The 18074-nt window shown below is 62.5% G+C and carries 14 protein-coding genes and 1 tRNA gene; 8 read left to right on the top strand and 7 right to left on the bottom strand.

Features of this window, described 5'->3' with window-relative positions:
• The first annotated feature begins 837 nt into the window (after positions 1–837).
• The 3 genes from VSR68_RS29105 (at position 838) to VSR68_RS29095 (ending at position 2837) form a co-directional block, all read left to right on the top strand.
• Positions 838–1095: a hypothetical protein gene (locus tag VSR68_RS29105; RefSeq protein ID WP_342943145.1), complete on the top strand. Its 258-nt coding sequence runs from the start codon at positions 838–840 to the stop codon at positions 1093–1095.
• A gap of 313 nt (positions 1096–1408) precedes the next feature.
• On the top strand, positions 1409–1792 hold the full coding sequence (locus VSR68_RS29100; protein ID WP_342943144.1) for a hypothetical protein: 384 nt from the start codon (positions 1409–1411) through the stop codon (positions 1790–1792).
• A 94-nt stretch (positions 1793–1886) separates the two neighbouring features.
• Positions 1887–2837 (top strand): ParB N-terminal domain-containing protein, encoded by a 951-nt coding sequence (locus VSR68_RS29095; protein WP_342943143.1) that lies wholly within the window; start codon positions 1887–1889, stop codon positions 2835–2837.
• Here VSR68_RS29095 and VSR68_RS29090 read toward each other — a convergent pair.
• The 3 genes from VSR68_RS29090 to VSR68_RS29080 all read right to left on the bottom strand — a co-directional run bounded on the left by VSR68_RS29090 (position 2834) and on the right by VSR68_RS29080 (position 4693).
• A complete protein-coding gene (locus tag VSR68_RS29090; RefSeq protein ID WP_342943142.1) occupies positions 2834–4213 on the bottom strand; it encodes a DUF6538 domain-containing protein in 1380 nt (459 codons plus the stop codon). The two genes, VSR68_RS29095 and VSR68_RS29090, sit on opposite strands and share 4 nt — an antisense overlap.
• 103 nt (positions 4214–4316) lie before the next feature.
• A tRNA-Arg gene (locus VSR68_RS29085) sits at positions 4317–4391 on the bottom strand.
• A 110-nt stretch (positions 4392–4501) separates the two neighbouring features.
• Positions 4502–4693, bottom strand: a complete 192-nt coding sequence (locus VSR68_RS29080) for a rubredoxin (protein WP_407670772.1) — start codon at positions 4691–4693, stop codon at positions 4502–4504.
• Between the two features lie 274 nt (positions 4694–4967).
• Here VSR68_RS29080 and VSR68_RS29075 point away from each other — a divergent pair, with 274 nt between their 5' ends.
• Together VSR68_RS29075 and VSR68_RS29070 are read left to right on the top strand one after the other, a co-directional pair.
• The gene (locus VSR68_RS29075; protein ID WP_342943141.1) at positions 4968–5369 is read left to right on the top strand and encodes a DUF4399 domain-containing protein; all 402 of its coding nucleotides are present in this window, start codon (positions 4968–4970) and stop codon (positions 5367–5369) included.
• 282 nt (positions 5370–5651) lie between these two features.
• Positions 5652–7577 (top strand): ATP-binding cassette domain-containing protein, encoded by a 1926-nt coding sequence (locus VSR68_RS29070; protein WP_342943140.1) that lies wholly within the window; start codon positions 5652–5654, stop codon positions 7575–7577.
• A gap of 21 nt (positions 7578–7598) precedes the next feature.
• Here VSR68_RS29070 and VSR68_RS29065 read toward each other — a convergent pair whose 3' ends face one another.
• Together VSR68_RS29065 and VSR68_RS29060 are read right to left on the bottom strand one after the other, a co-directional pair.
• Positions 7599–7958 carry a DUF86 domain-containing protein gene (locus VSR68_RS29065; protein ID WP_342943139.1) on the bottom strand — a complete coding sequence of 120 codons (360 nt, stop codon included), beginning with the start codon at positions 7956–7958 and terminating at the stop codon, positions 7599–7601.
• Positions 7955–8245 carry a nucleotidyltransferase family protein gene (locus VSR68_RS29060; RefSeq protein ID WP_342943138.1) on the bottom strand — a complete coding sequence of 97 codons (291 nt, stop codon included), beginning with the start codon at positions 8243–8245 and terminating at the stop codon, positions 7955–7957. Before VSR68_RS29060 ends, VSR68_RS29065 begins: the two co-directional genes overlap by 4 nt.
• Before the next feature lie 359 nt (positions 8246–8604).
• Between VSR68_RS29060 and VSR68_RS29055 the strand changes: the two genes are divergently transcribed.
• The 3 genes from VSR68_RS29055 to VSR68_RS29045 all read left to right on the top strand — a co-directional run bounded on the left by VSR68_RS29055 (position 8605) and on the right by VSR68_RS29045 (position 13737).
• Positions 8605–10590 carry a DNA topoisomerase IV subunit B gene (locus VSR68_RS29055; RefSeq protein ID WP_342943137.1) on the top strand — a complete coding sequence of 662 codons (1986 nt, stop codon included), beginning with the start codon at positions 8605–8607 and terminating at the stop codon, positions 10588–10590.
• A gap of 76 nt (positions 10591–10666) precedes the next feature.
• On the top strand, positions 10667–12985 hold the full coding sequence (gene parC, locus VSR68_RS29050; RefSeq protein ID WP_342943136.1) for a DNA topoisomerase IV subunit A: 2319 nt from the start codon (positions 10667–10669) through the stop codon (positions 12983–12985).
• A gap of 293 nt (positions 12986–13278) precedes the next feature.
• Positions 13279–13737, top strand: coding sequence for a CopD family protein (locus VSR68_RS29045; protein WP_342943135.1), 459 nt, complete (start codon positions 13279–13281; stop codon positions 13735–13737).
• A 114-nt stretch (positions 13738–13851) separates the two neighbouring features.
• Here VSR68_RS29045 and VSR68_RS29040 read toward each other — a convergent pair whose 3' ends face one another.
• Positions 13852–15069 (bottom strand): chromate transporter, encoded by a 1218-nt coding sequence (locus VSR68_RS29040; RefSeq protein WP_342943134.1) that lies wholly within the window; start codon positions 15067–15069, stop codon positions 13852–13854.
• 220 nt (positions 15070–15289) lie between these two features.
• Complete coding sequence (locus VSR68_RS29035; protein WP_342943133.1) at positions 15290–17659, bottom strand: bifunctional diguanylate cyclase/phosphodiesterase; 2370 nt, start codon at positions 17657–17659, stop codon at positions 15290–15292.
• Between the last annotated feature and the right edge of the window lie 415 nt (positions 17660–18074).

Raw genomic sequence — 18074 nt, 5'->3', positions numbered from 1 at the left:
GGCGACAATTACCCGACGACAATTACGATGGAGGCGCGACAACTATGAATTAGCCATCGACAACTACACCCGTTGACCGGCCAAAATAGTTGTCGCTGACCGGCCGTGCTGCTTGACGCTGTCTAGGATTCCCACGACGTCCCCCCGAGGCCCCAACGGGTATGGCGAGCGATTTACCCCCTCACTATAGAAAGAAGAGCCCGCCAGAAAATAATCGACACCATCGTAAGAAGACCCCGAGATCCCATTAGAACCCTTGGGGCACGGGACGCGCCAAAAGTCGACACTTACGAAAAGAGAGCGGGCGGCGAATTAGTACGTCCGTAAGAAAGAGAAGCGGCGAAACATCACTATCGACGAATCATGTTGATAGTTTGAGAATAAGTCACCACTGGTGAAGAGAAGCCTCGGGACGAGTTGGTCGACCCCTTCGGAGAAGACCAGCCCGTGGATGACCCTACGGGGCCCTTTTGTATTTAGGTCGTACGTAAGAAGAGACCGGCAGCAAGCCACCACGGCGAATTAGTCGCCACGTACGAAAGAACGGCGTCCCCGTACCGCATTTAATCTACCGGTGAGACGAAGCAGGTCCCCTCAGGTCCTGTAAATGCCGACCGGACTCCGCAGCACCCCCGCAGCTTTCCGCAGCACCACGTTTTAGCCTTTCCGGCCACCTCAGGCCACTACCCCCTTAGCCAAACCCCGCCAGCCCCGTTTTAGGTCCCATACGGAAGCCGCAAGGCTGACTCCTCGCGGAGCTTGGCATCGCCGCATCAATCAGACACCTAGGACTCCCAGTCAGGGATCCTACCGTTATTTTTAACCCAAGACCTACCCATGACCGCACCTAAGAAACCCGAAGACCGCCTGATCGCCTATCCCACCACGCGTGCCAAGCAGGGCATGAAGACCAAAGCACGTGAGACAGCCCGCGCCGCCGGTCTGAAGTCGTTCTACTGGAAGTGCCCCAAGCACGGCATGACGCCCTTTAGCACCGCAGGTAGCGGCACGTGCAGACGCTGTATCGCAGAGGCCCAGCGAGCCGCAAAGCTGCGCACGAAGGCCGCGAAGACAGAGATCACCACCAACGAATGATTGACCAATGAGACCGAGTATGAAAATGACGAAGAAAGCAGCCGCAGCCGCAGCACGTGAGCGCGGCGAAGACCGATTCACGGCTACCTGCAAGAAGCACGGCGAGACCGAACACTATGCGAGCAAAGGGCAATGCGTAGCATGCACGGCAGAAGCGCATGCCTGTAGGACGCAGCGTCTCCAAAGCGACCCCGAGGCACGAGAGGCACACAACGCTTACGTTCGAAGCCTCCGCATCACTAGTGGTAACTATAGAGGACAGCGACGCGAGGCCACAGCAGCATGGAAGTGGATGGAGACGACCGGAGGCACCATGCCCGCAAACTACGCCACCGAGCGCGAAGAGATGCGCAAGATATACGCAGAGTGCCCCGAGGGGCATCAAGTCGATCACCGTACCCCAGCGGTCGCGAAGGACTTTCACGGCACCCACGTAGCCAGCGGACTTCATACCCTCATCAATTTGGCCCCGGTCCCGCAGCGCCTCAACAGAATGAAGGCGAGCTACTTCGACCCTGACAACTTCCGCGACCAGAGACCCGCCAACGCGTTCCCCGGGGGCGCTTGTGATCCCGAGTTGACCGAGCAGGAATGGTCTCTCGTCCAGTTGTTGGTCTGCCGGTACGGCATGGACCGAGCCGAGGCCGTGCGTACGCTGCAGACCCAGATTGCAGAGCAGCGACAAGCCGCAGCCTGAGCCTGAGACTGAGACCCACCAAACCGCCACCTTTGGCACACCCTTGTACCGGCAATTGCCTATTCTCACCTACCCAAAAACGAAAGGAACAAACATGACCAAAGCCTTGTCAGATAAGGCTCGGAAGCCACATGAGTGGACCGAAATCGACCTCCAAAATTTGCAAATCGAGTGGAAAAATCCCGATTTTGTCGAGTTCTCTATCCCCCTCAAGAAACTCCTTGTGTGCCCCCAGGTATTCCAGGTGCGTGACCTGCACACCAAGTCGAAAAACGGAGTCACGAATAACGACCACGTGATGAAGTTGGCAGAGCGTCTCGACAAGGAAGGCGAACTGGACCGCGTGGATGTACTGCCGATCAGCGCAAACCGCTTCGTCGTCATCGACGGTACGCACCGGAGGGCCGCCTACGCCCGACGACTCCGCGAGCAAATTCCGGTGCGAGTCTGGACAGGCACACTCTCGCAAGCCCGGGTCGCCGCAGGGCGCAAGGAGAACTCCAAGAAGAAGCTCGAATGGACGCACCAAGAGAAGTCACAGTACCTGTATCAACTCATTCTCGTGCGACCAGTACACGACGCCACCGGCAAGCAGTGGACGCACGAAGAGTGCGCCGAAGCTTCCGACCGCTCGCCACGCCTTGCGCGGAGCATGGAGAGATTCATTCGACGCTGCAAGGACGAGGGCACGCCGGTACCTGAGAAGTGGAGCGGCGGCGCGTGGGCGCGGGACGAGGAGGAGCACGAAAGTGCCGAGGAGCGTTTGGCCCGCCAGTTTGTCGAGAAAATGCTCGCCGCTTTCGGCCCCCTGAGTTCCCGCGCGAAAGCCCGGGCGTTTGGAATCGCGGTCGGACGCTACACCGAGCAAGCGGAGGAGGTCGCACGGGCACTGGTCGAGGACCGTGGTCTACAGGAGGCGCTAGTCGGCGACATCGACGAGATGATTGCGGAGCGAGCCGAGGAGCACCTGGAGATCTTCCAGACCCACGCCGCCGAGCGCCAGTACCTGTCGGCGATGTTCGCAGCCGTGGGAGCGGGGTTCTAGCCGCCTAGCGGTGCCGTAGCTTTCCCCAACCAACCCGCCAGGTCACCGAGCGAATGTCCAGTCCCGTACTTGCTTGACTGGCTCTCTTTTCCCCAGCCCTGTATCTGTTCGACGACATCCTGAGGCGCTGCAGCCGCCCTGAGGAGGTCTCGCATCCCGTGGCGCATGCTGTGGCACGTTCGGTCGATACCGCGAGCGCGGAGCCAACCATTGAGCGCAGCACTGGCGGCGGTCGCGTTGCAGCCCGTCTCGTTGGTATAGCGTGGGAACAGGTACGCACTGCCCTTGGACAGACCGAGCGCCCGTTCAATCGCCTGGAGACCCCGAGGCGTCAGCGGGACCTTGCGGTCACTATGCGCGGTCTTGATCGAGCGCGAGTCGTGCTCCTGGATGTGGACATATGGCACCGAGGCCCGAGGGTGGCAGTCGGCGGCGCGGAGACCAACAATCTCAGCCAGCCGCGCCCCGGTCTCAGCCAACAGTACCGGTATGCAGCGGAGGTCGTCGGTCTGATCGAGCGCACCCACGGCCCCGAATAAGGCGTGGTAGTGATCGACCGAAAACGAGTCCCGCTTCGTGGCTCCCTTTGCACCCTTGGGGAACTCGATGGCCCCCGCCCATACGTTCGTAATGCCTAGTTCGTGTTCGCGGATCGAGCGGGCGAACGCTGCTCTTAGCGTGGTTATGTAGCGCTCTATCGTGGTTGTCGCTATCGCCTTACCCGTGGGTGAATGGTCGCCCGCCAGCAAATGGTCTACAAACTTGCGAACGTCCGCACGCCTGTACTTGCTCAATGCCTTGTCGCCTATCAGCTTGATCAGATATTCGAAGGGTATCTTTGCTGACTTGGCCGATTGATGATCGTCGGTGCGAAGCTCGACGTATTCCCGCATGCAATCCGAGGCCAGATGCTCCAGACGCCCTTGGTAAGCCTGAAGGGCGGCGCGGTGGGTCGGCGACAGGTGGCGGTCTAATTCCTGCGGAGTGGCTGAATCAGCCTCCCTAAGATGCTCGGGGAGGTTGGCGTCCAAAAGGTCTTCGAAAGCCCACCTTGCGCCCTCATGGGAGTCCTGCGGGGCTGCGGGGTCAATGCCGTACGTCGCGAGCAGTCGCCGAGCCTCTTCAATAGAGCCTTGGCGGGTGGGATTGCGGAGTTCAGCCCACATGCGGTCTTGTTCGGCAACGTGCTTGGCGATGAGACGCGCCGCTACCCTGAGGTCCCGAGTCTTGAGACCTATTGTGATCTCGGTCTTACCGACCCTCTCAACCAGATCGAGCGGCACTCTGCGCTTCGTCCAGAAAGGGCCTGTCTTGGACCGTTCCCAGAGATGCTTGATGCGGGCAGACATGATCGGAGAAAGATAAACGATGGCCATGGTGTGGTCGCCTGTAGGTACACTTTGTGGTACGTTTCAGGGACCGCCAGAGACCTGAGAGCCTTGTCCAGCAAGGCGGAGACCAGTTTTATAGGGTATGTCCTGGTCCCCCCGACAGGAATCGAACCTGTATCTAGCGCTTAGGAGGCACTCGTTCTATCCATTGAACTACGGGGAGGAGCCGCCGACGAGCGCAGAGTATAACGCACGACGGAGCGGTTCGGAGACTGGCCGGGGCGTCCGCCGATCAGCGCCGCATCGGCGCGATATCGACGCCCGTCGCCCCGCTCAGAACTCGACGACTGCGAATTCCGCCTTGCCGACGTCGCACAGCGGGCAGCGCCAATCATCCGGGATGTCGGCAAAGCGCGTACCGGCTGCAATGCCTTCTTCGGGCAAACCTTCTTCCTCGTTGTAGATCCAGCCGCAAATCAGGCAGACCCAGCTCTTATATTCGATCACTTCACTCACGACACACACTCTTCATCGATTCAACGCAATATCCGCACAGCTCTGCCCCTTTATTGGGCCTCCGGCGGCGACTCGCAATATTACCGGAATTCGCCGGAAGGCTTGAGCCTCCCGATCCGTTTATCGTTCTAAATCAACGCGAAGGCGCACGCGGCGGACGATCCGGGATCGCGTGCGAAGCGGTGCGAATGACTATGCTTCGATAGCGGCGCCGCGTTGCACGGCGGGCGCCCGTCGGCGCGCCTTGCGTCTCTCGATTCACTTTCAACAAGGAGGAAAAACGATGCTGAACAACAGATGGCTGGCCGGCGCAGCGTGCGCGGGCATGCTGGTCGTGTCGGGCGTGGCGCATGCTGCAGGCGTCTCCTTCGTCGAGCCGAAGGACGGCGCGACCGTGAACAATCCCGTCCACGTGAAATTTGCCGTCGACGGCATGAAGGTCGCGCCCGCCGGCACGATGACGGAGGGCACAGGGCACCACCATCTGATCGTCGACGGCCAGCCGCTGCCGAAGGGCGAGGTCATTCCCGCCAACGACAAGTCGGTCCATTTCGGCAAGGGCCAGACGGAAACGGAAATCACGCTGCCGCCGGGCGAGCACACGCTGACGCTCGATTTCGGCGACGGCGCGCATCGTTCGTACGGTCCGGAGATGAGCAAGACCATCACGATTCACGTGAAGTAAGCGTCGGCGCGAATGCAGCGTTCGCATTCGCGACGCGGGCCTGGGGCTGGCGCTCGCGATCTGCCGCTGCTTTCGCGCCTTTTCAGCGTTTCACGCTTCTCGAGCCTTTAGCGCCTTTCGCTCCTTCCAGCGAAACGCGGGCTTCGCGGTCCTTGCATTGCCGCAGCCGACGCCCATGTCATTCGTCCTATGCCATCGTGCCGGGCCGTATCGCGTCAGTGTCCGCGCCATCGACCGGTACAATGAGCGCTTCCGACTCATCGCTGGTTTCTTCATTTTTCCATGTCGCTTTACACCATTACGGGCGCGCAACTGGCGTTCGGCCACGTCGCGCTGCTCGATCACGCGGATTTCTCACTCGAAGCCGGCGAGCGCGTCGGGCTGATCGGCCGTAACGGCGCGGGCAAGTCGTCGCTGCTGAAGATCGTCGCCGAGCTGGCCAGGCCGGACGACGGCCTGATCACGCGCCAGCAAGATCTCGTGACGGTCTATGTGCCGCAGGAACCGGAGTTCGACGCCGATGTATCGGTGTTCGACACGGTCGCGGCGGGCCTCACGCACGCGAGCGCACTGCTCGACGAATACAACGCGGTCGCGCACGAACTCGCGGAAACGCAGGAAGGCGCGCAGCACGACGCGCTGCTCGCGCGGATGAACGCGCTGCAGTCGTCATTGGATGCAACGGACGCGTGGAACTGGCGCACGCGCGTCGCCACGACGCTCGCGCAGATCGGTCTCGACGGCGACGCGCGCGTCGGCGCGCTGTCGGGCGGCATGCAAAAGCGCGTCGCGCTGGCCCGCGCGCTCGTCGTGCAGCCGGATGTGCTGCTGCTCGACGAACCGACCAATCACCTGGATTTCGACGGCATTCGCTGGCTCGAAGAACTGCTCATCGCGCAGCGCGCGGGCCTGCTGTTCATCACGCACGACCGCGCGTTTCTCGATCGCGTCGCGACGCGCATCGTCGAGCTGGATCGCGGGCGTTTGCTGTCGTATCCGGGCAATTTCTCCGCGTATCAGACGCGCAAGGCGCAGCAGCTCGAAGTCGAGCGGGTCGAAAACGAGAAATTCGATAAGCTGCTTGCCCAGGAAGAAGTGTGGATACGCAAGGGCGTGGAGGCGCGGCGCACGCGAAGCGTCGGCCGCATCGCGCGGCTCGTGCAGATGCGCAAGGACCAGGCGGAGCGCCGCAACGTGCAGGGCAACGTGAAGCTCGACGTCGGGCAGGGCGAAAAGTCCGGCAAGATCGTCGCCGAACTCACGGACGTGACGAAGCGCTACGGCGCGCGCACGGTGGTCGACCGCTTCTCGACGACGGTCATGCGCGGCGACAAGATCGGCTTCGTCGGTCCGAACGGCGCGGGCAAGACGACGCTGCTGAAGCTGATTCTCGGCGAACTGCAGCCTGAAGAAGGCAAGGTGCGCGTCGGCACGAACCTGCAGGTCGCGTACTTCGACCAGATGCGCGCGCAGCTCGACCCCGAAAAGAGTCTCGCCGATACGATCAGCCCGGGTAGCGACTGGGTCGAGATCAACGGCCAGAAAAAGCATGTGATGAGCTATCTGGGCGACTTCCTGTTCGCGCCGGAACGCGCGCGTTCGCCGGTGAAGTCGCTGTCGGGCGGCGAGCGCAACCGGCTGCTGCTCGCGCGTCTCTTCGCGCGTCCCGCGAACGTGCTGGTGCTCGACGAGCCGACCAACGACCTCGACATCCCGACACTTGAATTGCTCGAAGAACTGCTGACCGACTACGAAGGCACCGTGCTGCTGGTCAGTCACGACCGCGCGTTTCTGGACAACGTCGTGACGTCGGTGATCGCGTCGGAAGGCGAGGGCAGGTGGCGCGAATACGTCGGCGGCTTCACCGACTGGCAGATCCAGAGCGAGCGTTCCGGGCGGATCGCGCAGCAGGACGCGCCCAAGGAGCCGCCGAAGGAGGCCGCGCCGAAGGAAAGCGCGGCGGGCCGCAACGCGCAGCGCACGGTGAAGCTTTCGTTCAAGGAACAACGCGAGCTGGAAGCCTTGCCCGACCGGATCGCGGCGCTCGAAGCGGAACAGAAGACGATTGCCGCGCAAATCGAGGATGGCTCGATCTTCGTGAAGGACGCACAGGAAGGCGCGCGGCTGACGGAGCGCTACGCGGCGATCGAAGACGAACTGCTTGTCGCGATCGAAAGATGGGATGAGCTGGAGAGCAAGGGGAAGTAAGGCGTGCGCGTGGAGCAGACGTTACGGCGTCTGCTCGCGAATTTCCGCGATCTTCTGTTTTAAAGCGGGAAGACTTCGGGTGATCGTTTGCCAGACTACTCCCGAATCAACCGAGAAATACCCGTGAGAAATGCGGTTACGCATCGCATACATCGCTCCCCATGGAATACTCGCGTGCTGGGTTGCGAAATCTGGATGATTGAGTTCGATGTTATGCGCAGCTTCGCCGATCACCTCAAGATTGCGAATCGCTGCATCCAGTACCAGGCGTTCGTCGCGGAAGCGCTCTTCAGACATTCCCTGCGTATAACGCTCGATCCACGTGATCGCTTCCAGCATGTGATCCAGATAATCTCGGAGTCGCAGTTCGCTCTTCTTCACACTGGCACCGCCTCGTTGATGACCTCGGCACGAAATGACTCCGGCAGCGCCAACGGCGTAAGAACATCGACCGCCACGCCCAGTAAAGCCTCGAGTCGGAGCTGGATTTGAGCGATATCGAGCAGCGTCGTCTCTGGCGTCGGATCGACTAGCAGATCCAGATCGCTGTCATCGCTATCTTCGCCCGTGGCTGCCGAGCCGAACACGCGTGCGTTGCGGGCGTGATGGTCCGCAACGATGTTTCGGATCGCAGCTCGATGCTCGCGCATGGCTTCTGAAGGTTTCACGTCGACACCCCGTAAAGGTAGCTGGTTGGCACGAATATACCCAATATGTTGTCCTTGCGCCTAATGCTATAGATTCCTGCCAACCGTCCTATACCCTCTGTCTAAATTGCCCCGCGCATCGAAATCAGTAAAATACCCGCGAACCTGCTTCCCACGGTCGTTCCAGCATATCGTCCGCAATCGGGCACGATGGAAAATCGCGGAAAGCAGAAAGGCACACCAACCCGCTGCTGCTCGCAAGTCGCGCAGCGCACACACTCCGTTGTTTCGTTTCGCTTTTTTTGAAAACTCAACGCATTGTCCACGCACATGTCCACAAGACATGTGGACAACGATGAACCGACGGACCCGAACGAGCCATGTCAACGAAAAAGCCTAACGCCGCGTATAGCGAAGCATCGATCAAGGTGCTCAAGGGCCTGGAGCCGGTCAAGCAGCGGCCCGGCATGTACACGCGCACCGAAAACCCGCTGCACATCATTCAGGAAGTCATCGACAACGCGTCCGACGAAGCGCTCGGCGGCTTCGGCCGTCAGATCACCGTCACGCTGCACGCCGACCATGCCGTGTCCGTCGAAGACGACGGCCGCGGCATTCCGTTCGGCATGCATCCGGAAGAAGGCGTGCCCGTCGTCGAGATCGTTTTCACGCGCCTGCACGCCGGCGGCAAGTTCGACAAGGCCGCAGGCGGCGCCTATACGTTCTCGGGCGGTCTGCACGGCGTCGGCGTGTCGGTGACGAACGCGCTGTCCACGCGCCTCGACGTCACCGTGTGGCGCGACGGCAAGGTCGCCGAACTCACCTTCTCGCACGGCGATGTCGTCAAGCAGCTGCAGGTGCGCACCGCGGCGAAAACCGACAAGAAGTCCGGCACGCGCGTGACCGCGTGGGCCGATCCGAAATACTTCGACTCGCCTAACTTGCCGCTCGGCGAACTGCAACGCCTGCTGCGCTCGAAAGCCGTGCTGCTGCCGGGCGTCGAAGTCATCCTCGTCAACGAGAAAACGGGCGAGCGCCAAAGCTGGAAATACGAAGACGGCCTGCGCGGCTATCTGATGGAAGGCATGGCGGGCAGCGACCTGCTGATCCCGCTCTTCGAAGGCGAGCGCTACGCGGAAAGCTCGCGCTCGAACGAAGAGACGTTCGCGGAGGGCGAGGGCGCGGCATGGGTTGTCGCGTGGAGCGAAGAAGGGCCGCTCACGCGCGAGTCCTACGTCAATCTGATTCCGACGCCGGCGGGCGGCACGCACGAAGCCGGTCTGCGCGACGGCCTCTTCCAGGCCGTGAAGAGCTTTGTCGAGTTGCACAACCTGCAGCCGAAAGGCGTGAAGCTGCTCGCGGAAGACGTGTTCGCGCGCGTGTCGTTCGTGCTCTCGGCCAAGGTGCTCGACCCGCAGTTCCAGGGGCAAATCAAGGAACGCCTGAATAGCCGCGACGCCGTGAAGCTGGTGTCGTCGTTCGCGCGTCCCGCGCTCGAACTGTGGCTGAACCAGCACGTCGAGCACGGCAAGAAGCTCGCCGATCTCGTCATCAAGCAGGCGCAGGCGCGCACGCGCGCGGGCCAGAAAGTCGAGAAGCGCAAGAGTTCGGGCGTCGCCGTGCTGCCGGGCAAGCTGACCGATTGCGAATCGACGGAAATCGGCCGCAACGAATTGTTCCTCGTCGAGGGCGACTCGGCAGGCGGCTCCGCGAAGATGGGCCGCGACAAGGAATATCAGGCCATTCTGCCGCTGCGCGGCAAGGTGCTGAACACCTGGGAAACCGAGCGCGATCGTCTGTTCGCCAACAACGAAGTGCACGACATTTCTGTGGCGATCGGTGTCGATCCGCACAATCCGGACGACACCGTCGATCTGTCCAATCTGCGTTACGGCAAGATCTGCATCTTGTCCGATGCAGACGTCGACGGTTCGCATATTCAGGTGCTGCTGCTCACATTGTTCTTCAAGCATTTCCCGCAACTGATCGAGCGCGGCCACGTACACGTCGCGCGTCCGCCGCTGTTCCGCGTCGATGCGCCCGCGCGCGGCAAGAAGCCGGCGCAGAAGCTGTACGCGCTCGACGAAGGCGAACTCGAAGCGATTCTCGACAAGCTGCGCAAGGACGGCGTGCGCGAATCGCAATGGACGATCAGCCGCTTCAAGGGCCTCGGCGAAATGAGCGCCGAGCAGCTATGGGACACGACGATGAACCCGGACACGCGGCGCCTGTCGCCCGTTGCGCTCGGTGAACTCGACTTCGACGCGACCGTCGCGCGCATGACGATGCTGATGGGCAAGGGCGAAGCGGCGTCGCGCCGTAGCTGGCTCGAAGAGAAGGGCAACCAGGTCGAAGCGGATATCTGAGCGCCGCTGCGCTTCGTGCCAGCAAATGCATGTGAAGCACGGAGCGCGCGCCGCCGAACAAGGACACGGAATCTAGATGGACGACAACACTCCCGATCTTTTTGCCGAGCCGGCAGCGCCCGAGGGCGATGTCCTGACGCTGGGCAACTACGCGGAACGCGCGTATCTCGACTATGCGGTGAGCGTGGTGAAGGGCCGCGCGCTGCCCGACGTCAGCGATGGCCAGAAGCCGGTTCAGCGCCGCATTCTGTACGCGATGAACGAGATGGGCCTCGGCGACAACGCGAAGCCCGTCAAGTCGGCGCGCGTCGTCGGCGACGTGCTGGGCAAGTATCACCCGCACGGCGACCAGTCGGCATACGACGCGCTCGTGCGTCTCGCGCAGGACTTCTCGATGCGCTATCCGCTGATCGACGGCCAGGGCAACTTCGGCTCGCGCGATGGCGACGGCGCGGCGGCGATGCGTTACACGGAAGCGCGTCTCACGCCGATCGCGAAACTGCTGCTCGATGAGATCGACCAGGGCACCGTCGATTTCATGCCGAACTACGACGGCTCGTTCGAAGAGCCGAAGCTGTTGCCCGCGCGTTTGCCGTTCGTGTTGCTGAACGGCGCGTCGGGCATCGCGGTCGGTCTCGCGACGGAAATCCCGTCGCACAATCTGCGCGAAGTCGCGGCGGCCGCCGTCGCGATGATCCGCCATCCGAAGATCACGCACGCCGAGCTGATGCAGCACGTGCCGGGTCCGGATTTCCCGGGCGGCGGCCAGATCATTTCGAGCGAAGCGGAAATCTCGCAGGCGTATGAGACGGGCCGCGGCAGTCTGAAGGTCCGCGCGCGCTGGAAGATCGAAGATCTTGCACGCGGCCAATGGCAACTCGTCATCACTGAGCTGCCTCCGAACACGTCCGGCCAGAAGGTGCTCGAAGAGATCGAGGAACAGACGAATCCGAAGATCAAGCTCGGCAAGAAGTCGCTGACACCCGAACAGTTGCAGACGAAACAGACGCTTCTGGGCCTGCTTGATGCCGTGCGCGACGAGTCGGGCAAGGATGCGCCCGTGCGTCTCGTGTTCGAGCCGAAGTCGCGCACGATCGATCAGACGGAGTTCGTCAACACGCTGCTCGCGCACACGAGCCTCGAATCGAACGCGACGCTGAACCTCGTGATGGTCGGCGCGGATGGCCGTCCGCGTCAGAAGGGCATCGCCGGGATGCTGCACGAGTGGGTCGGCTTCCGCTTCACGACGGTCACGCGCCGTTCGCAGCATCGTCTGGGCAAGGTCAACGACCGGATTCACATCCTCGAAGGCCGGATGATCATCTTTTTGAATATCGACGAAGTCATCCGCATCATCCGCGAATCCGAGGAGCCGAAGGCGGCGCTGATCGAAGCGTTCGGTCTGTCCGATCGTCAGGCCGAAGACATCCTTGAAATCCGGCTGCGTCAGTTGGCGCGCCTGGAGAAGATCAAGATCGAGAAGGAACTGTCCGAGTTGCGCGACGAAAAGGCGAAGCTCGAAGAGCTGCTCGGCAGCGAACCGGCGATGAAGCGCCTGCTCATCAAGGAAATCGAAGCGGACGCGAAGCAATACGGTGACGATCGCCGCACGCTGATCCAGCAGGAAAAGCGCGCGACGTTCGAAGCGCGCGTCGTCGACGAGCCGGTGACGGTCGTCGTGTCGCAGAAGGGCTGGGTGCGCGCGCTGAAGGGTCATGGGCTCGACCCCGCCGGCTTCACGTTCAAGGCGGGCGACGGCCTCTACGCCGCGTTCCAGTGCCGCACGCCCGACATGCTGATCGCGTGGGGCAGCAAGGGCCGCGTGTACTCGGTGGCCGTGGCGCAGTTGCCGGGCGGACGCGGCGACGGCGTTCCCGTCACGTCGCTGATCGAACTCGAATCGGGCACGCACCTGATGCATTACTTCGCGGCGTCGGCGGACCAGGCGTTGCTGCTGGCGTCGTCGAATGGCTTCGGCTTTATCGCGAAGGTCGGCGACATGGTGAGCCGCGTGAAGGCGGGCAAGGCGTTCATGACGATCGACGAGGGCGCGACGCCGCTCGTGCCGATGCCGATGCTGCCCGACGCGACGCAGGTCGCGTGTCTGTCGGGCGGCGGGCGTCTGCTGGTGTTCGGCCTCGACGAGATGAAGACGCTGTCCGGTGGCGGACGCGGCGTGACGCTGGTGGCGCTCGATCCGAACGAAGTGCTGACGCAGGCGCTCGCGATCAACGATGCGGGCGTCGTGCTGCAAGGCATCTACCGCAACAAGCCTTCCGAGGAACAGCTGTCGGGCAAGGCGCTCGCGCCGCATGTCGGCAAGCGCGCGCGCAAGGGACGCGCGCCGGATACGAAGCTGAAGGTGACGTCGCTGCGTCCGGTGCTGGGCGAATAAGGAGTAAGCCGTGTGAGCGCGGGAATGTGCAGGCTGCATTCGCCGCGCACGGCACGATCGTCTGGCCGTACTATCTTCGCTGCGGCGCGCGTCATTGCAGTGTGCTTTGCCGCGCGACGCGACGAAAACCGTGAGCGGGGTCTCTCACGGCGCAATACAAAAAGAAATCAGCGCGGAGAATGAACTGCGCATAACGTCGCGGGTCGAACGCGGTCGTTGGCTCATGTCGGAGCCGACACGTTATCGACCAGGACATAACGGCAGCGCGCCATCATCGGGAAAGGAAAACAAATATGAACAAGGCGATCGAAGTCGCGCTCTTTCTGCATTTGCTGGGCGTCGCCGTGTGGATCGGCGGCATGGTGTTCGCGCATTTCTGCTTGCGCCCGGCGCTCGAAGATCTCTCGCCGCAATTGCGCCTGCCGTTGTGGGAATCGGTGTTCGGCCGCTTCTTCAACTGGGTGGGCGTGTCCGTGCTGGTCATTCTGCTGTCGGGCGGTTTTCTGCTGATTCAGTTCGGCGGCGGTCACGCCACCTGGCAACTGCACGCGATGGCCGGCCTCGGCATCATCATGATGCTGATCTTCGGGCATATCCGTTTTGCGGTGTTTCCGCGCATCCGCCGCGCGGTGCAGGCGCAGAAGTGGCCCGACGGCGCGCGCGCGGTGGCGACCGTGCGGCGGCTCGTCATCGTGAACCTGGTGCTCGGCATCGTGACGATCGGCGTGGCGGTGCTGTCGCGCGGTTTCTGATGATCGCGTCCGTGCCGTCGTAGCGCTCGAACGTTTCAGCCAGAAGCGCCGGCCATGTCGCCTATGCAACGACGACATGGCCGGCGCTTCTTGCATTGGCGATGAAGCGCCGCGTCAGGCCACGTGCCCGATATACAGCCACACGCCGCATACGACGGCGACCGTTCCGTACACTGCATACACGGGCAGCTTCAGTTTCGCGAAGCACAGGCCCGAGAACAACGCCGTCACGAGATAGGACGGTTCGAGCGGCACATGGCGCACGATGCGCAGCACGGCGACGGCGAGAAATGCCGTCGTTACCGCGCGCAGCACGCGCATCCCATGCTCGAAGCGCGGGTTCGTCTTCAGTCGATGCAGATGACGCTGCGCGAGCACGACGAGGCAACCCGACGGCACGAAGAGCGCAATCGTCGCGATCAACGCGCCGTGCCATCCTTCGACCAGATAGCCGAAGAACGGCACGACGTTCAGGAGCGGTCCCGGCGACAACGGCGACAGCGAGAACGCGAGCGTGAATTCATTGTCCGTGACGCCGATCGTAGGCGTGACCAGCAGCGTCTTCAGCACGGGCAGCGCGGAGAAGCCGCCGCCGAACAGCGTCAGTCCCGCGCCCGCGAGACGCGGCCATAGCAGCGCGAGTTCGTAGCGATGCGGCAAGGGCAGCGCGAACATCAGCAGCAGCACGCCCAAACCGGTCAGGAGACGCCAGTCGCCCGCGCTCAGCGTCGTCGCGAGGCGCTCGCCGCGTGCGCCGCTGCGCAGCCATCCCGACATGAACGCCACGCCCAGCAGGCCGATGTAGGCAGCGGGCGTATGCGCGCCGACGAGCGCGATGCACCCGAGCACGGCCGCCGTCCATTCGAGCCGTCCGCGCACGAGCGCACGCGTCTGCTTGTACCAGGTCACGCCGATCAACGTCGCAAGCACGACGCTGAAGTGATCGAGCAACGTCTGCGACGCGACCTCGCGCACGATCGGCGTGCGGTAGAAGATCGCGAATGCCGTCATCAGCATGAAGAAGGGCAGAACGCTCGCGAGGCCCGCGACCCATGCGCCCGCGCGTCCGCGCAGCACATGGCCGAGCTGGACCGCGACATTGCAGCCGACGGGCCCCGGCACCATCCACGCGAGCGCGACGATATCGGAGAACGCGAGGTGCGTCAGGCGCTCTTCGCGCTCGACGTAGTGGTTCTCCAACTGCGCCATCAGCGCGAGTCCGCCCCACGATAGCGCGGACAATCCGAACACGACGCGAAAGAGCGTCCAGAGCGGCTCGCGCTCGTTGCTTCGTGCAGCTTCGTCTGCGGTTGGCGCGCTTAGCGCCGACATGTGCCGGGCTGGCCGCATGCGAACACCTGTCGGGTTGGTTTCTGATGCGGCGCACGTTGTCGATGGCCGCGACGGCGCGCCGATGTCATGCGCGTTCGTGCGAAACCGCCCGATACGCGCCGGTAACGTTCATGTCCTGCCCGTATGTGTTGCGTGTATGTGCCTGTATGACGCCGGATGGGCTGACGGGAACGAAGCCGCGTCGATGCGGCGTTGCTCTTCAGGCCGACTCGTCGCTCGTGCTCGAAGCGTCGCTGGTGCTGTCGGCGTCGCTGCTGTGCGCGACCCGCATGCCGTGCGTGCCGCACACGCCGAAGCGTTCGAGCAGCGCGGGGATGCCCTCGACGGGCACGGGCCGCGAAAACAGAAAGCCCTGCGCCTCGATATGTCCGAGTGCAGCGAGCCACGCGATCTGCTCTTCCGTCTCCGTGCCTTCGACCACCACCGTGAGGCCGAGCGAACGCGCGAGATTGACGATGGCCGACACCATCACGCAGACGCTGCGGTCGCCGGGAATGGCCTGCACGAACGAGCGGTCGACCTTCAGCGTGTCGACCGAGAAGCGGTTCAGATACGACAGCGACGAATAGCCGGTGCCGAAGTCGTCGAGCGCGATACGCACGCCGAGCCGCTTCAACGCGAAGATTTTTTCGGAGACGAGATCGGGATACTCCATCATCGCCGTCTCGGTGATTTCGAGTTCGAGGCGGCGCGCGCTGATGCCCGATTCCTCGATGGCCTGCGAAATCGTTTCGTACAGATCGCCGCGCCAGAACTGCACGGCCGAAATGTTCACGGCCAGCGACAGCGTGTCGTAGCCCTGCTGCTGCCACTGCGCGAGCTGTCGGCATGCGGTGCGGATCACGAAATCGCCGATGGGCACGATGAGGCCCGTCGACTCGGCGACGGGAATGAACTCGTTCGCGGGAATCAGACCGTGCTGCGGATGGTTCCAGCGCACGAGCGCTTCGAAGCCGGTGATGCAGCGGCGCGCCAGATCGATTTTCGGCTGATACGCGAGGAACAGCTGCTGGTCGGCGAGCGCGACGCGCAGTTGCTGCTCCCACTTCATCAGATGGTCCGCGCGATGCGACAGATGCGGCGAGTAGAACTGATAGCAGTTCTTGCCCGCGTCCTTCGCGCTGTACATCGCGAGGTCGGCCTTCTTCAGCAGATCGATTTCGCTTTCGTTCGCCACCGAGTAGAGCGCGATGCCGATGCTCGCGTGCAGCACGAACGAACTGCCGCGCACTTCGAAAGGCTTCGCGAACACGTCGGAGATCACTTCCGCGAGCATCACCGAGCGCTTCTCGACATCGTCACCCTTGAGCACGACGACGAACTCGTCGCCGCCGATGCGCGAGAGGGCGCCCGCATCGGCGACGGCATCGGCGAGACGCGCGGCCGTCATCTGCAGCACGATGTCGCCCGCGTTGTGGCCGAGCGTGTCGTTGACGGTCTTGAAGTTGTCGAGGTCGATGAAGAGGATTGCCAGGCGGCCGACGTTCATCGGCTGCGCCACGTCGTGACGCAGGCTTTGCAGCGTCGAGTAGCGGTTGCGCAGGCCCGTGAGCAGATCGAACTCGACGAGATGCGTCATCTCGCGCTCGCGTCCGAGCAGCTTGCCGATCAGACCCGTGGCGACCGCGAAGAAGCCGAGCATCGCGAGCGAAATGAAGCTCGCCATCAGCAGATAAACGTTGCGCGTGTGGTTGTAGTCGGCGAACTCTTCGGCTTGCGACAGACCGACCAGCACGCCGAGCGGATAGCCGTCGATATGCCGGTACGACACGATGCGCGTGACGTTGTCGATCGAATCGACGTAGGTGCCCGACACGTGCTCCGAAGTCGGATAGACGCCCGTCGCCGTGAACACGCCCGGCGAGCTTTCGGAATTGCCCGTGCGGCGCGCGAGTACGGCGCCGCTGTCGGAGATCACGGCGATCACGCCGTCGCGCCCGATGGCCGCGTTGTTGTAGAAGTCGGTCGTGAAATAGCTCGGGTCTTCCGACACGACCACGACACCCGCGAACGTGCCGTCGGGATGATTCAGGCGGCGCGTCATCTGCAAGGTCCAATGGCCCGATACGCGGCCGAGCACCGGCTTGCTGATGAAGAGCTGATCGTCGTTCTCGTGCTCGTGAACCTTGAAGTGCTCGCGGTCGGAGAGATCGATCGGCTTCGGATTGGTTTCCGAAGTGTTCGCGATGAGCTTGCCGCGCTCGTCGATCAGCGACACCTGTACGAGCGTTTCGCTTTGCACGACGCCTTTTTCGACCGTGCTCGTGAGATCGAAACGGCCCGGCGATTTTTCGAATTCGTATTTGACGAAGCGCGTGATCTGATCGACCTGGTGAATGGCCTTCACCGTATGCTGTTCGAGCGCCGCCGACAAAATAGCAGCCGACGCCATCGCCTCGCGATACGTCGTGTCCTTCTCAACCGACAGGCGCGCGAAGATCACCGTCCACAGCAGCACGAGCACCAGCACGCCGAGCGCGGGAATCGCGAGCAGCGCACGCCGGCGCGTACCGGCCGGATCGAGACGGTGCCTGACGTCGCGCGCGGAAGAGAGGCGGAACTGATTCATCGGATAGACCGTGACCCTGTGCGTTGCGGCTGTGCTTGCGTTTCGGTGCTTGCGTTGCGAACGACTGCGCGAATGTTAAAACCGGCTGCATCGAATGGGTTGATATGCCGCAACTGCTGCGGGAAGCAGGGCGTGGTGGCGAGCCAGACCACCCGGTTGGTCAACGGTTACGTTTTTGATATTACTGAATGGCCAATAATTAAGAAAGGCCTCGCGCATCGGGTATACGCTGGGCTCGGTGGGCATGCGAACGAATCATGCGCGCATTGCCTCTGCTGGCCTGACAGGCGCGCCGGGCGGGCGTTTGAAAGATTGAGTCGAAAGCGTCCGGTGTTTCAGGAATCGCGTGAATGGATCGGCAACAGCCATTATGGCAACGAGGCCATTCATGCTGCCTGCATGAATGGCCTCGAGT

This window comes from Paraburkholderia phymatum (assembly GCF_038900715.1).
In the GTDB taxonomy this organism is placed as follows: domain Bacteria; phylum Pseudomonadota; class Gammaproteobacteria; order Burkholderiales; family Burkholderiaceae; genus Paraburkholderia; species Paraburkholderia phymatum_A.
Note: the sequence above shows the minus strand (reverse complement) of the source record. Positions and strands in the feature narration are given on the sequence as shown.

Bases quoted from the DNA above. Each gene is read 5' to 3' on its own strand.
- VSR68_RS29105 (WP_342943145.1), top strand. From the start codon at position 838: ATGACCGCACCTAAGAAACCCGAAGACCGCCTGATCGCCTATCCCACC.
- VSR68_RS29100 (WP_342943144.1), top strand. From the start codon at position 1,409: ATGCCCGCAAACTACGCCACCGAGCGCGAAGAGATGCGCAAGATATAC.
- VSR68_RS29095 (WP_342943143.1), top strand. From the start codon at position 1,887: ATGACCAAAGCCTTGTCAGATAAGGCTCGGAAGCCACATGAGTGGACC.
- VSR68_RS29090 (WP_342943142.1), bottom strand. From the start codon at position 4,213: ATGGCCATCGTTTATCTTTCTCCGATCATGTCTGCCCGCATCAAGCAT.
- VSR68_RS29075 (WP_342943141.1), top strand. From the start codon at position 4,968: ATGCTGAACAACAGATGGCTGGCCGGCGCAGCGTGCGCGGGCATGCTG.
- VSR68_RS29070 (WP_342943140.1), top strand. From the start codon at position 5,652: ATGTCGCTTTACACCATTACGGGCGCGCAACTGGCGTTCGGCCACGTC.
- VSR68_RS29055 (WP_342943137.1), top strand. From the start codon at position 8,605: ATGTCAACGAAAAAGCCTAACGCCGCGTATAGCGAAGCATCGATCAAG.
- parC (WP_342943136.1), top strand. From the start codon at position 10,667: ATGGACGACAACACTCCCGATCTTTTTGCCGAGCCGGCAGCGCCCGAG.
- VSR68_RS29045 (WP_342943135.1), top strand. From the start codon at position 13,279: ATGAACAAGGCGATCGAAGTCGCGCTCTTTCTGCATTTGCTGGGCGTC.
- VSR68_RS29040 (WP_342943134.1), bottom strand. From the start codon at position 15,069: ATGTCGGCGCTAAGCGCGCCAACCGCAGACGAAGCTGCACGAAGCAAC.
- VSR68_RS29035 (WP_342943133.1), bottom strand. From the start codon at position 17,659: ATGAATCAGTTCCGCCTCTCTTCCGCGCGCGACGTCAGGCACCGTCTC.